The 13,518-nt window shown below is 67.9% G+C and carries 11 protein-coding genes and 1 pseudogene; all 12 read right to left on the minus strand.

Annotated features, from left to right (window positions below; all coding sequences use genetic code 11):
• Positions 1-13: 13 nt before the first annotated feature.
• The 12 genes and pseudogenes from QN347_RS20950 to QN347_RS00465 all read right to left on the minus strand — a co-directional run bounded on the left by QN347_RS20950 (position 14) and on the right by QN347_RS00465 (position 13,506).
• Positions 14-778, minus strand: coding sequence for an SGNH/GDSL hydrolase family protein (locus QN347_RS20950; protein ID WP_416194503.1), 765 nt, complete (start codon positions 776-778; stop codon positions 14-16).
• The gene (locus QN347_RS20955; RefSeq protein WP_416194502.1) at positions 775-1,209 is read right to left on the minus strand and encodes a hypothetical protein; all 435 of its coding nucleotides are present in this window, start codon (positions 1,207-1,209) and stop codon (positions 775-777) included. Before QN347_RS20955 ends, QN347_RS20950 begins: the two co-directional genes overlap by 4 nt.
• Positions 1,210-1,238: 29 nt before the next feature.
• A pseudogene (locus QN347_RS00420) lies at positions 1,239-1,656 on the minus strand (MFS transporter); the annotation flags it as partial.
• Between the two features lie 152 nt (positions 1,657-1,808).
• Positions 1,809-3,239: a phospholipase D-like domain-containing protein gene (locus QN347_RS00425; RefSeq protein ID WP_322164006.1), complete on the minus strand. Its 1,431-nt coding sequence runs from the start codon at positions 3,237-3,239 to the stop codon at positions 1,809-1,811.
• A 114-nt stretch (positions 3,240-3,353) separates the two neighbouring features.
• On the minus strand, positions 3,354-3,626 hold the full coding sequence (locus QN347_RS00430; RefSeq protein ID WP_322164005.1) for a hypothetical protein: 273 nt from the start codon (positions 3,624-3,626) through the stop codon (positions 3,354-3,356).
• On the minus strand, positions 3,626-6,352 hold the full coding sequence (locus tag QN347_RS00435) for a response regulator (protein WP_322164004.1): 2,727 nt from the start codon (positions 6,350-6,352) through the stop codon (positions 3,626-3,628). The genes QN347_RS00430 and QN347_RS00435 overlap by 1 nt, the downstream gene beginning before the upstream one ends.
• Before the next feature lie 68 nt (positions 6,353-6,420).
• Complete coding sequence (locus QN347_RS00440; RefSeq protein ID WP_322164003.1) at positions 6,421-8,196, minus strand: SLC13 family permease; 1,776 nt, start codon at positions 8,194-8,196, stop codon at positions 6,421-6,423.
• A gap of 238 nt (positions 8,197-8,434) precedes the next feature.
• Positions 8,435-8,773, minus strand: a complete 339-nt coding sequence (locus tag QN347_RS00445; RefSeq protein ID WP_133187904.1) for a hypothetical protein — start codon at positions 8,771-8,773, stop codon at positions 8,435-8,437.
• A gap of 143 nt (positions 8,774-8,916) precedes the next feature.
• The gene (locus tag QN347_RS00450) at positions 8,917-11,463 is read right to left on the minus strand and encodes a cation-translocating P-type ATPase (protein ID WP_322164002.1); all 2,547 of its coding nucleotides are present in this window, start codon (positions 11,461-11,463) and stop codon (positions 8,917-8,919) included.
• Positions 11,464-11,549: 86 nt separating this feature from the next.
• On the minus strand, positions 11,550-12,365 hold the full coding sequence (locus QN347_RS00455) for a universal stress protein (RefSeq protein ID WP_322164001.1): 816 nt from the start codon (positions 12,363-12,365) through the stop codon (positions 11,550-11,552).
• Positions 12,366-12,489: 124 nt separating this feature from the next.
• Entirely contained in the window at positions 12,490-12,762 is a 273-nt protein-coding gene (locus tag QN347_RS00460) for a hypothetical protein (RefSeq protein WP_322164000.1), read from the minus strand.
• 216 nt (positions 12,763-12,978) lie between these two features.
• Entirely contained in the window at positions 12,979-13,506 is a 528-nt protein-coding gene (locus QN347_RS00465) for a peptide-methionine (S)-S-oxide reductase (protein ID WP_322163999.1), read from the minus strand.
• Positions 13,507-13,518 lie beyond the last annotated feature (12 nt).

Below are 13,518 nucleotides of genomic sequence, written 5' to 3' on the forward strand. Positions count from 1 at the left end.
AGGCGGCGTCGCCTCAGCGAAACAGCGCGAGTGGGATCGCCTGGCCCATCCGGGCATAGCCCTTGGCCGAGGGGTGCAGTCCATCGCCCGAGTCGAATGCCGCCGCCAGCCGGGCGGGATCGGCGGGATCGCGCATCACCGCGTCGAAATCGACCACTGCGTCGAACACGCCCGACGTCCGGATCCAGGCGTTCACGGCGAGGCGATCGGCTTCGCCCGCTGTGCCGGGATGATAATAGGCCGATCCGCCATCGGGCAGGATCGTCGCGCCAATGACCTTGATCCCATGGGCATGCGCGCGCGCGACGATCTGGCGATAGCCTTGCTCGAGCTCGGCGACGAGTGCGGCATGCTCGGCCGCGGACACCGGATGGTCGCGCGTGAGAACGCCGAGATCGTTGACCCCCTCGAGCACGATCAGATAGCGCACGCCGGCTTGCGCGAGCACGTCGCGGTCGAGCCGGGCGAGCGCGTTGGGGCCGAGCCCGTCGCGCAGCACGCGATTGCCGCCGATCCCGTGGTTGACGAGCGACAGCCCCGATCCGGCGGGGAGCCGCGCCGCGAGCACGTCGGTCCAGCGATCGTCGCGGTCGGTGGTGGCGCCGTGCCCGTCGGTGATCGAATCGCCGAGTGCGACGATCGTCCTGCCGCAGCCGGCGACATCGACACCCGATGCGAAATACCAATGCCCGACGCGGTCGCCGACGAGCGCGGTGTCGCCGCTATGGTTGCCCGCGGCGATGTAGCTGCTCGTACGTGAGCCCGGGTGGCTGGTCACCGCGGAGGGCGCTTCGGGCAGATGGAGGCTGATCGACAGGGTCGCGCGATCGGATCGGAAACGTAGTCGGCGCCGGCCGGTATGCTGATTTGGGATTGGCCGCCGAACGTGACGGCATGGTCGCTGCCGGCGCGGATGCGCGGCGAACCGCTCGCCTCGGCCAGCGCCACGTGCGCCGAGTCGATCGTCAGCGGGGCGGTCCCGACGAGGTTCGATAGGTGGATCCGCACGCGCTTGCCGCCGCGCGAGAGCCGGACCGTCTGGCGCAGCGTCGCATCGCGCAGCTTGGCGGCGATGCCGGTCTCGGCCGGGTCGGCATCGCGTTGCGACGAGGCCCAGCTCGCGCTCCAGCTTGCGGTGCAGGCCGGAGCGGCGGTTGCGAGCGCGGGCACGCTCAGCGCGAGCAACGCCGTAAACGAGCGAATGAGCATCGAGCGGTCTCCCCGTTGGTCAGTGGCGGTCACCCGGTCCGCTCCGCTGCAACCGGCGTATAGCGCGGAACGAGAAAGGGGATCACGCTGAATGCCACGCTATACGCGCACGAGGCGATGAGGAAGATCGGCTGATAGCTGCCGAGCATATCGAGGATGGTCCCGGCGAACTTCGCCATGATCATCCCGCCGACAGCCCGCCAAGCCCGATCACCGAACGGCGCGACCGCGCGGGAACAGGTCGCCCGGCAGCACATCGACGCTGACCGAGAAGCCCTGATGCGTCGCGCACGCGAGGCCGATCGACAGCACCGCGACCCACATACTGGGCACCTGCGCGGCCAACGCGATCGGCTGAGCGAACAGCGCGCAGGCAAACATCGCGGTGTTGCGCGCACGGCCCGTCTGCCAGCCGCGCAGCAACAGCCGCGACGACAGCCACCCGCCGCCGTCGAACACAATCTTCGCATCGTCGAGGCGGTGCTCCCGGCGCACTGTGCCCGGGCGGATACCGTCAGGATCTGGCGGCTCGACGACACTGTCGGGCTCGAGTGGGTGAAAGCACGCGTCGTTTCGCCCTGATCCCTGCTCGGGCGCGGTCAGAACAGCGGCGCGGCCATCGTCAGCAGATTGTCCACGAAGCGGCGGGGGAGCGATCGCTGGGCGACGCCACCATGATCGATCTCGGTCGCAGCGGCGAGCCAGCGGCGTTGCTGCGCGCCGACCTCGGCCGCCAGTGCGGGCGATTCGAACAGCACGTTGTTCTCGAAATTGAGGTCGAGGCTCCGGCGGTCCATGTTGGCCGAGCCAACGAGCCCAAGCGCCTCGTCGACGACGAGCGTCTTGGCATGGAGCAGGCCGCCGCGAAACTCGTGGATATGCACGCCCGCGCGCGCCAGCATGGGGTAATAGGCGCGGCTGATCGCGCCGACGATGCGACTGTCGTTGCGCTGCGGAAAGACGATCGTGACTTGTACCCCGCGCCGCGCGGCCGCGATAATCGCGTTGAGCAAGGGCGGGTCGGGCGCGAAATACGGGGTGGTGATCACCGCTTGCTCGCGCGCCGCCGCGAGCACCGCGACGAAGATGTTGGTCATCGTCGCATGGGGCGACAGCGGGCCGGTGCCGACCGCGATCGCCGGGAAGCCGCCGGCGCGCGGCGCAGGCGGGGCGGCTGCGAGTACGGGGCGCATGTCCTCGCCGGTCTCGGCCATCCACGCCGAGGCGAAGATCAGCTCGGCCTGGCGCGCGACGGGGCCTTCGTAGCGGATCAGGATGTCGACCCACGGCGCGAAGTGGCGCTTGGGGAGGAAGGCCGGATCGGCGCAGTTCTGGCTGCCACACCACGTGATCCCGCCATCGACGACGATGATCTTGCGGTGGTTGCGCAAGTCGGTGCGATGCCCGGAAAGCACGCCAAGCCCGAGCGGGACGGGCAGCGAAGCGTAGACGTGCGCGCCGGCGTCGCGCATCGCAGTCCATTGTCGCGAGCGGATCAGCGCGCGCGAGCCGATCGCATCGGCGACGATCCGGCATGCGACGCCGCGGCGCGCGGCGCGGCATACGGCGTCGACGACCTTGGTGCCGTTGCTGTCGCCGAGCCAGATGTAGAAGGACAAATGGACCGTCCGCGTCGCGGCATCGATGTCGGCGACGATCGCGGTGATCGCCGCATCCGCGCCCGATGCGACTTGCGCCGTATTGCCCGTTGCCACCGGCCACCGGCTCGTCGCTTCGCACGTCCGGAAGGAGCCTTCCATCGCGGGAGACAGCATTGGCGTCGGCGCCAACGGCGCGTAGGGTAACAGCGTCGTGTACGCCGCGCGGGCGCGCTGCTTGAACGCGGTGGAGATCCACGGCTCGCCGAACAGCAGATAGAGCACCGTCCCGATCCCCGGCAACGCGATCAGCAGCAGCAGCCACGCCGCGCGCGCATAGGCGTCGCGCCCCTCGAGCAGGATCGCGCGCACGATCACCGCGAGATGCAGCGCGCCGAGCGTGAACCAGAGCGCCGTCTTGAAATCGATCATGCTTCACCCGCATTCGCCACGCGCCCACATCGGCGCGGCGGACGCCTTTCGCTAGCGGTATCGCGGGGCGCTGTCAGCGGCGTCCTCGCGCCCTCGTCGACAGGCGTGCGCCGCTCAGCGCATGGCAAGGTCGGGCGCGGCCGCAAGCCGCTGCATCAGATCGACCAGACGATGAATCTCGCGCGATCGCTTTGCATCGGCGAGCGACCAGACACCGAACCGCCACGACGTCGCCGTTGCGACGCGCAACACCGTGATGGCCTGGTGCCGTTGATCGCACAGGATCTCCGCACACAGCGTGTCGACCGCCGCGGGGTTCCTTCGATGGTCTGCGCGCCATGCCGATCGGTCGCGACCAGCGCGCCGGCAATCGAGGGCCGGAACCATTAGTCCGTCGTTGTGCGCTCCGCCGCAGCGGGTGCGTCGAGCGCGACGAGCTCGGGCCTCCCCAGTGCCACGCGCACCGCACGTTTGAGAGCATCCGCGTCATACGGCTTGGCGAGCACGATCGTTCGCGCGTCCTCGAGCCCCGCCACGGCTTCGGCATCGCCAGTGGCGAACACGATCCCGACCGTCGGCCGCAGCGTCCGCGCGCGCGACGCGAGCTCGGGCCCCGACATGCCTGGCAGATTGACGTCGGTCACGAGCACGTCGATCGCGGCGGTCTGCAGCGCCATCGCCGCGTCCTCGGCGCTCGCCGCCTCGACGACGCCGACGCCGCTCGCCTCGAGCATCGCTGCGGTGTCGGCGCGGATCATCGCGTCGTCCTCGACCAGCAACACCATCGGTCGTGCCGACGATGCCGGATCGGCGGGCGGCAGCGGGGTTGCACCGGGCTCGGCGATCCCGCGCCGCGCGCGCTGGCCGGCGAGCATTTGCTCGAATTTCCGGGCGAGCGCCTCGCGCGTGTAGGGCTTCGACAGCAAGTCGATCCCGGCATCGAGCTTGCCGCCATGGACGATCGAGTTCTCGGTATAGCCCGAGGTGAACAGCACCGCGAGATCGGGCAGCCGCTCGCGCGCACGGCGCGCGAGCTCGGGGCTCTTCAGCTGGCCAGGCATGACGACGTCGGTGAACAGCATGTCGATCGGAATGCCGCTCTCGATCACGCTCAGCGCACTGCCGGCATCGACCGCCTTGAGCACTTGATAGCCAAGCTCGCCGAGCATCTCGACCACCGTCGCGCGGACTTCGTCATCGTCCTCGACCACCAACACGGTCTCGGTCCCGCCGACGATCGGCCCCGCGGTCGCCGCGACCTCGAGATCTTCCGACGCCATCGCGCGCGGAAGATACAGCTTGATCGTCGTGCCTTCGCCGAGCTCCGAATAGATCTTCACGTGGCCGCCCGACTGTTTGACGAGACCGTAAACCATCGACAGGCCAAGCCCCGATCCCTTGCCCTCGCTCTTGGTCGAGAAGAACGGCTCGAACACCTTGTCGATGATGTCGGGTGACATCCCGGTACCGGTGTCGCTCACCGCGAGCATGACATATTGGCCGGGGGTCACCTCGGCATGCGTCCGGGCGTATGCATCGTCGAGGCTGGCATTGCCGAGCTCGATCGTCAGCTTGCCCTGGCCGTCCATCGCATCGCGCGCGTTGATTGCGAGGTTGAGCAAGGCATTCTCGATCTGTGCGGGATCGACGAAGGTGTTCCACAGCCCGCCGCCGACGATCGTCTCGATCTCGATGCCCTCGCCGATCGCGCGGCGCAGCATGTCGTCCATTCCGCGTACGAAGCGGGTGACATTGACGACCTTGGGCTCGAGCGCCTGGCGGCGGCCGAAGGCGAGCAGTTGCGCCGCAAGCTTGGCACCGCGCGACACGCCCGCCATCGCATTGGTCACGCGCTTCTCGGCGCGCGCATTGCCCGCGACGTCGAAGGCGAGCAGCTGCAGATTGCCCGAGACGACTTGCAGCAGATTGTTGAAATCGTGCGCCACGCCGCCGGTGAGCTTGCCGATCGTCTCCATCTTCTGCGACTGGGCGAGCACCGCCTCGGTCTGGCGGCGCTCCTCGATTTCCTGGATGACGCGCGCTTCGAGCGTCTCGTTGAGGTGGCGCAGTTGCCCCTCGGCACGCGCGCGATGCGCGGCCTCGCGCTCGAGCGCCTCGGCCCGGCGGACGCGCTCCTCGATGTCGAACACCATCACGTGGAAGCCCGGCACCGACCCGTCGGCCTCGATGCGCGGGATATAGCGGATCTCCGCGCGCCGTGGGCCGTCGGTATGCGGCATCACATCGTCGACGGTGATATCCTCGCCAGCGAGCGCGCGCGCGATCATCGGCGCGCGACGGAGGTAGAGTTTGTTGCCCATCACCTCGCGGATCGACCGGCCGATGATCTCGCTGCGTGGCCGGCCGGTCCAGGTTTCGTAATAGCTGTTGGCGAAGCGATAGATCAGGTCGCGATCGATATACGAGATCAGGATCGGCATCGCGTCGGTGACGGTGCGCAGCTCGGCTTCGCGCCATGCGAGCAGGCGTTGCGCCGCGACCTTCTCGGTATTTTCGAGGACGGTACACATCACCCCGCCGACGGCGCCGTGATCGTCATAGACGGGGGTGTAGAACAGGTCGAACACCGCCGTTTCGGGTTTCCCGTAGCGATTGAGCACCATCGATTGGTCGGGAAGCGACTGGACTTCGCCGCGGAACCCGGTCGCCAACATCGCTTTGTTGAAGTCCCAGATCTCGGGCCAGATCTCGCGCAACGTGCCGCCGAGCGCGCGCGGATGGTTGTCGCCGGCGATCACACTATAGGCGTCATTATAGAGCATGACGTGCTCGCTGCCCCACATCAGCACCTTGGCGACGGGCGAATTGACGATGTTGTTGACCGTCGCGCGCAGCGATCCCGGCCAGCTGACGAGGCTGCCGAGCGGCGTCGGCGACCAGTCACGCTCACGGATCATCGCACCGCAGCTTCCGCCGCCGATCAGCCATGGGGCGGTTGCCTTCGTGTCGACTGACCGCTCGTCGCGCAGCCGCGCGATCGCGTCGCTTATGACCGCGTCGGCAGTGGCGTAAGCGCCGAGCGCGACGCGCTCCTCGATGAACTGCTCAAGCTCGGACGGGAGCGAGACGGTGCGACTCTGAGGGCTAGGCATGGCAACCCTTTGCAACGCGGTCGGCATGTGTCAACAAATCCGCGGGTTTCGGCGGTTCGTACCGTGCGCTAGCCCAGATGCCACACCCACGCGATCAGCGGCGTCCCGACCAGGATCACCAGCACGGACAAGGGCAAACCGAGCTTCCAATAATCCCCGAAGCGATAGCCGCCGGGGCCCATGACGAGCGTGTTGCACTGGTGCCCGATCGGCGTGAGGAAATCGCAGCCGGCACCGGTCGCCACCGCCATCAGGAAGGGGTCGGGGTTGAGGTGCAGGCCGCTCGCCACGCCGACCGCGATCGGCGCGAGCACCAGGACCGTCGGCGCGTTGTGCAGGAACGGCGAGCAGGCCATCGCCGCGACCATGATGACGCCGAGCGCGAGCATCGCCGGAATGCCGAGCAACATCGCCGACAGCGCATGCGCGATCAGGCCGGTGCCGCCGCTATGCTGCACGGCTTCGCTGAGCGGGGTCAACGCGCCGATCAGCACCAGCACTTCGGGCTCGAGCGCGCCATAGGCCTCGCGCGTCGACAGCGCCCCGACCACGATCATCAGCACTGCCGCCCCGAAAAACGCGCTGACCACGGGCACGATCTTGAGCGCGACCAGAACCATCGCCACGGCGAGGATCATCACCGGAACATAGCGCCCGCGCCGGTCGCCGAGCTTGACCATTCGCTCGACCAGCGGGAGCAACCCGAGCTCAGTCATCGTCTCGGGCAGGGTGTTCTCGCCGGCACGCAGCACCAGAACGTCGCCCGCGCGAAGCTGAATGTCGCGTAACCGCTCGGTGATCCGCGCATCGCTGCGGCCGACCCCCAGCAACTGGACGCCGTGCCGGTCCTGTAGCCGCGCGCGTTCGGCGGAATCGCCGATCAGCGACGAGCCTGGCTGAATCACCGCCTCGACGGTGCGCATTTCCTCGTTGGGCTCGTCCTTCGACAATTGCTTGACGTCGCGCGCTTGCTCGAGCGGGACGCGCGCGAACAGCCGGTCGAGCGCTTCGTCATCGCCCTCGAGCACCAGGCTGGTGCCCGGCGTCAGCGTGGCGTCGTCGGATGCCGCATGCGGACGACCATCGCTCCCGACGATCCCGCGCAGCTTCACCCCCGCATCGGCAAGATTCAGGTCGGCAACGGTCGCGATGCCTTCAGGAAGGCTTTCGGGGACCTTCGCTTCGGTTGCATAAGAGGCTTCGGCGGCGATGCTGTCCAGCCCGCCGCGTCCCTGGCGGTCGCGTGGCAGCAGCCGCCAGCCGAAGCTCACGAAGACGAAGCCGAGCGCGGTAAGCACGAGCCCGACCGGCGCGAAATCGTACATCTGGAAGGGTTTGCCGAGCGTGTCCTGCCGCACCTGGCTAACGATGATGTTGGTCGACGTGCCGACCAACGTGACCAGGCCGCCGAGCAGCGACATGAACGCCATCGGCATCAACAGCGACGATGCCGAAGTCTCGGTCTTGCGGCCGATCCGCAGCGCGACCGGCATCATGATCGCCAGCGCACCGACATTCTTGGTCAGCATCGACAGCAAGGCGGTCGTCCCGGCGAGCGCGGGCACTTGCGTCGCGGTGCTGTGCAGCCGCCCCATCAGCGGTCGCACAGCCCATTCGATCACGCCCGAGCGCGCGATCGCGGCGCTGACGATCAGGGCCGAGGCGATGATCACGACCACATCGCTGGTGAACCCGCTGAACGCCTGTTTGACGGGGACGTCGCCGGTCGCGATGCCGATCAGCAAGGCGACCAGCGCGATGAGATCGTAGCGAAACCGGCCCCAAACGAACATCGCCACCGCGCCGCCGATCACGGCGAAGGACAGACCCTGAGCGTAGGTCATCGCGGCGGCATCCCGGCCAGCGGGTTTGCCTTGGCCGCGGCCGATGGGTGTTCGATGGTCATCGTGGTTGAACGCGCCCGCGTTCCTTCCGCTCCGTTGGCGCCTTCCAAAACACGGGCAGGCGGGCAATTTGGCGCGCCATCGCAGGGTCTAGCCGCGTACCAGCGGCATCGCGCGCCGAGCTGGTGATCCGGTCGGACGCGCGCTGCAGGTCCGGCCGCCTTGCAACGATCCCCCGTCAGCGCTGCTTCTTCGTCGTGCCGGCGGTGAAATCGGGATCCTTCTTCGCGACCCAATCGACGAACTTGCGCACCGCAGGTTCGGCGAGCAATGCCTCGGCGTTCATGCCGTGCCGCTCGAGCTCGGAATTGGTGAAGTTGGCGGTCACCGTCTGCTGGCAGATCGGGTGCATCGGCACGACATCGCGACCGCCGCGGCTTTTGGGGACGGGATGGTGCCAGACGATGGTCTTGCCGGTCGGACGACCGCAGAGCCAGCACGGCGGTGCCACCTCAACCGTTTCTTCCTCGCCCATCGGGTCTTCGTAACCGCCGTGTTTCGAGTGCTTGCGAGCCATGCGTCTCTCTGGATCCGTGCCTGCGCCGCCCGTCATGGGCGGCGCGCTCGGTTCCCCTACACCAGCGCTGGATCGATACCGAGTGCGAATACTCCGTCCGGAGCGATCAGCGGTCCGTCAGCTTGCGGGTGCGGGGCGCCCGGTCATGCCCGCGCCGCCAGCCGCGCCGTAACCGAGCGCACGAAGGGTTTGCACGCCTCGAGCAAGACCAGCAGGAGCAAGCCCAGCCCGATCGCCAGCGCCATGTCGCGCCACCCGATCGATCCGAACTTGAGCAGCGCCTGCGCGCTTGGCAGGAACAGGATCAAACCCGTCACCGCGACGATCGCGCCCGCGACATAGCGGAGTGCGGCGTTGTGCCGCGTCAGGGCATCGCGCAGCGAAGCGCCGAACGAGCGGTTGACCAGGATCAGCGCGACGATCTCGGCGATCAGCGCGAAGAAGATCAGCGCGCGCAGTTCGAATTCGCCCATTCCCGAGCGGTGCTCGACCAGGAAGACTGTTCCGAGCATCGCGAACGCCAGCCCGCCCTGAAAGACGCTCCACACGATCATCGGCAGCGAGAACAACGCTTCGGCGGGATCGCGCGGGGGGCGCCGCATGATGGTGTCCTCGTCGCGCTCGGCCTCGAACACCAGGGCGCAGACCGGATCGATCACCATTTCGAGCAAGGCGATGTGGATTGGCCCGAACAGGATCGGCAGCCCGGCGAAGAGCGGCAGCAACGCAAGCCCGGCGATCGGGACGTGCACCGCGAAGATGAACGCCATCGCCTTGCGGAGATTGTCGTAGATTCGTCGTCCGAGCCGTACCGATTGCACGATCGATCCGAAATCGTCCTCGATCAGCACGATCGCCGCCGCTTCGCGCGCGACGTCGGTGCCGCGCTTCCCCATCGCGACGCCGATATGCGCGGCCTTGAGCGAGGGCGCGTCATTGACCCCGTCACCGGTCATCGCGACGATCTCGCCCGCCGCCTTGAACGCCTCTACGATCCGCAGCTTCTGTTCGGGCATGATGCGCGCGAACACCGTCACCGACTTCAGGCGCTCCGCCAACGCCGCGTCGTCGAGCGCCGCCAGATCGTCGCCGGTCAGCACGTCGCCTTCGGCAATTCCGGCCTGGCGCGCAATCGAGCGCGCGGTCGCGGCATAGTCGCCGGTAATCATCACGACGCGGATCCCCGCACGGCGACACTCGGCGACTGCGTCGGGGACACTCGCGCGGATCGGGTCGGCAAGGCCGACAAGGCCGGTCAGCGCATAGGCATAGTCGCCTTGGGTCGCGGCCCAATCCCGGTCTTTCGCCGTAGCGCGCGCGACGGCAAGCACGCGGATGCCGCGAACCGCCATCGCCTCGACAGCGGCCGTCATCGCCGCCAGTTCGGCCGCCGACAGATGACACAGGCGAGCGATAGCCTCGGGCGCGCCCTTGGCCGCGATCGTCAAGGTATCGCCATCCGCCCAGACGTTCGACATCGCCAGCAAATCGGGTCGCAGCGCATAGGCATGGACCAAGGTGCCTGTGGGCAGCGACGCGGTCGTCGCGTTCGCCGCGCGGGCGCTGTGCAACGCCAACTCCATCGGATCGGTCGGCTCGGCCGCGCTGGCGAGTGCGGCAGTGGCGAGAAGATCACGATACGCCGCACCGACCGCGAGATCGGGCTGCAATGCGAACGCTTCGCCCGACGGCAGCCAGAGCACGGTGAGTGACATCCGGTTCTCGGTCAGCGTGCCGGTCTTGTCGGTGCACAGCACGGTGGCCGATCCGAGCGTCTCGATCGCAGCGGCGCGCCGCGTCAGCACGCCGACCGCACCGATCCGCCAAGCCCCCATCGCGAGAAACACCGTCAGCACGACGGGGAATTCCTCGGGCAGCATCGACATGCCGATCGCGATCCCGGCGAGCGCCGCGTCGATCCAGCCGCCGCGCAGCAGCCCGTACAGCAGCACGACGAGCAGCGCGACCGCGCCGCCGCCGATCCCGCACGACGTGACGATCCGCGTCGTCTCGCGCCGCAGCCGCGGCGCTTCGGTCTCGAGCGTGGCGAGCGACTGTCCGATCTTGCCGATCTCGCTGCGCGGCCCGGTCGCCAGTACACTCGCGATGCCGCTGCCGCGCGTCACCAGCGAACCCGAATAGACATAGGGCTGGTCGTCGCCGCCCGGACGCCGCGCCGCGCCCGTATCCTGCTCGCTGCCGGCGACCTTGTCGACGGGCAGCGACTCCCCCGTCAGCAACGATTCATCGGCCTGCAGATCGGCAGCCTCGACCAGCATCGCGTCGGCGGCGACGCGGTCGCCCTGTTCGAGCACGAGCAGATCGTCGCGCACCACGTCGCGGCCCGCGATCCGGACCCGAACCCCATCGCGGATGACGAGCGCGCGCGGCGCGGACAGGTCGCGCAGCGCGTCGAGCACGTGTTCGGTGCGGGTCTCCTGGACCACCGTCACGACGATCGAGAATGTCGCGAAGGCGAGCAGGATCAGCGCTTCGGTAAGGTCGCCGAGCAGCAGATAGGCGACGCCGCCCGCGAGCAACAGGACGAGCATCGGCTCGCGGAAGACGTCGAGCGCGATGCGGAGCATCGATCGCCGTCCAGCGCTTTGCAGCGCGTTGGGGCCGTCGCTCGCCAGGCGCTCGGCCGCAGCGGCCGTTGAAAGGCCGGGGTGGCGTGGTGGAACGGTCATCGCGCCTGGTGCCGTAACGCGCGGCAATCGTCGGCGAGGATGGTCTGCACGCGTCCTGTGATCGTGACGTACACTGCGTGCCGCATTCAATGGGCCATCAGGACGGGCAGGCGCGGGTCGGCGATCAGGCTGCGCGTCACCCCGCCGAGCAGGATTTCGCGGACGCGGGCGTGTCCGAAGCCACCCACCGCAAGCAGATCGGCCCCATGTTCGAGGGCGAAGCCGGTGAGCGTGTCGTGCGTGCGCTCCGAGCGTTCGAGCGCATGGCCCGTGACGGAAAAACCATGCCGCTCGAGCAGCGTGACGACCGGTGCGAGGTCGGTCTCGGCGAGGTCGTCGAGGCCATGCTTGACCGAGACAACGTCGATGCGGGCGCCGGGCGCGGCGAGATGGATCAGATGGTGCAAGCTGCGCATCGCCGCAGGACCCGGCTTCCACCCGAACACCGCATGGTCGATCGCGCGAAGCGACCGCCCCGATGGCAGCAGCAGCAGCGGCGAGCCCGACGACAGCAGGATCGTCTCGATCGTGCGGCGCCGCAGCCAGTCGATCGACCAGGTTTCGGCGGGGCCAAAGACGACGAGATCGGCAAGCGGGGCTGTCGCGCGGACGTCGCCCGGGATCCAGCCGACATCGTCGAAATGCGAGACGACTTCGGCAGGCGCGCCCGGCGGCAGCATCGCGCGGACGCTATCGGCGTGCGATTGCGCGAGCTGCCGGATCTGCCCGGGCAAGGTGTAGAGCGTCCCGAGCGGCGCAAGCTGTTCCGACAGTAGCGGGGCCGCGGTCAGCACGTCGAAGATGACATGCGCTTGCCGGAGCTCGGCGAGTGCCAGAACCGTGTCGATGAAACCCGATTTCCGTGCGGGCCCTTCGACAATCGCGAGAAGTGTCTTGATCATGGCGGCCCCCGTTGAAGGCGCCATATTGCGCCGGACGGGGCGCTGTCGCTCTACGTGACTCTACGGACGATCGTCCGCCCAGCGCGCAAACCATGTGGCCGGGCTGGGTCGGAGGCGACTGCGATCACGACGGCTCAGACGGCGGCAGCCGGTCGATGCGAACGTCCTCGCGCGCCCAGGCGTCGCGGGACTGGCACGTGTCGATCGATGGACCAGGATGCGGATCGGCAGCGGGCGGATCGGCAAAGAAGCGGACACAATAGACGTCGCGCCGCGCGTCATACCGCACGCGGTAGTCCTCGGTCGTCGTGGCGCCCGACCGTGCGGTGGCCGCGGGTGGCTGACCCGTCACCAATACCGCAACGGCAATAAGCGTGATCGTTGTGATACCCGTCATATCCAAGCTCCCGGTTGCGGCGGCCGTCCGTGGCGCCGCGTACTGGTCGCTCTGCAAGTCGTGTGCCATGCGAGTAATACACCTGCAAGCGCAGCGGGCGCAAAGCGGCTGTCGGTGCGAGCCGCCACAAGATGGCGGATCCCGCCAGACACAGGTCGTTCGCCAGGCGCGATTGTGCTGCTTCGCGCCTAGCGTGACGAACTGACGACGATCGCCTTATTCGGTTCGCGGCGGAGCCAGGTCTGCCTTCGCCGCCGCTGCTTCAGGAAGCGCGTTGTCGGCGAATTGACGCCGGATAAAATCGAGCTTGGGGTCGATATAGCGGCGGCAAAACGGCCTCTGCGGGTCGGTCCGATAATAATTGCGATAGCGCGCCTCCGACGGTTCGAAGCCGACAAAGGCAAGCACCAGCGTTCGAGGAGCCTCTCGCGAAGCACTGGCGAACTGATCGATTGCGCGCTCGGCCACTGCGCGCTGCTCCGCTGTGAAAACATAGACTGCGCTGCGATAGCGGCCGCCTGGCGAGTAGGTCCCGCTGGCCGAATGCGTCCTGAGATGGACCTCGATGAGCGTCGAAAGGCTGATGATTGCCGGATCGAAGCCGACGATCACGCCTTCCGCCGCGGCCTCCCACGGTGCTTCCGACCGAATGAAGCCCTGGTCGACCTGTTCGACCCCGCGCAGTGCCTGGCATACGCCCTCGGTGCACCAATGACAGCCGCCGCCAAAGCCGATCGTTTCCACGGTTGCTTCTCA

Source organism: Sphingomonas sp. 10B4 (genome assembly GCF_035019905.1).
GTDB classification, from domain to species: domain Bacteria; phylum Pseudomonadota; class Alphaproteobacteria; order Sphingomonadales; family Sphingomonadaceae; genus Sphingomonas; species Sphingomonas glacialis.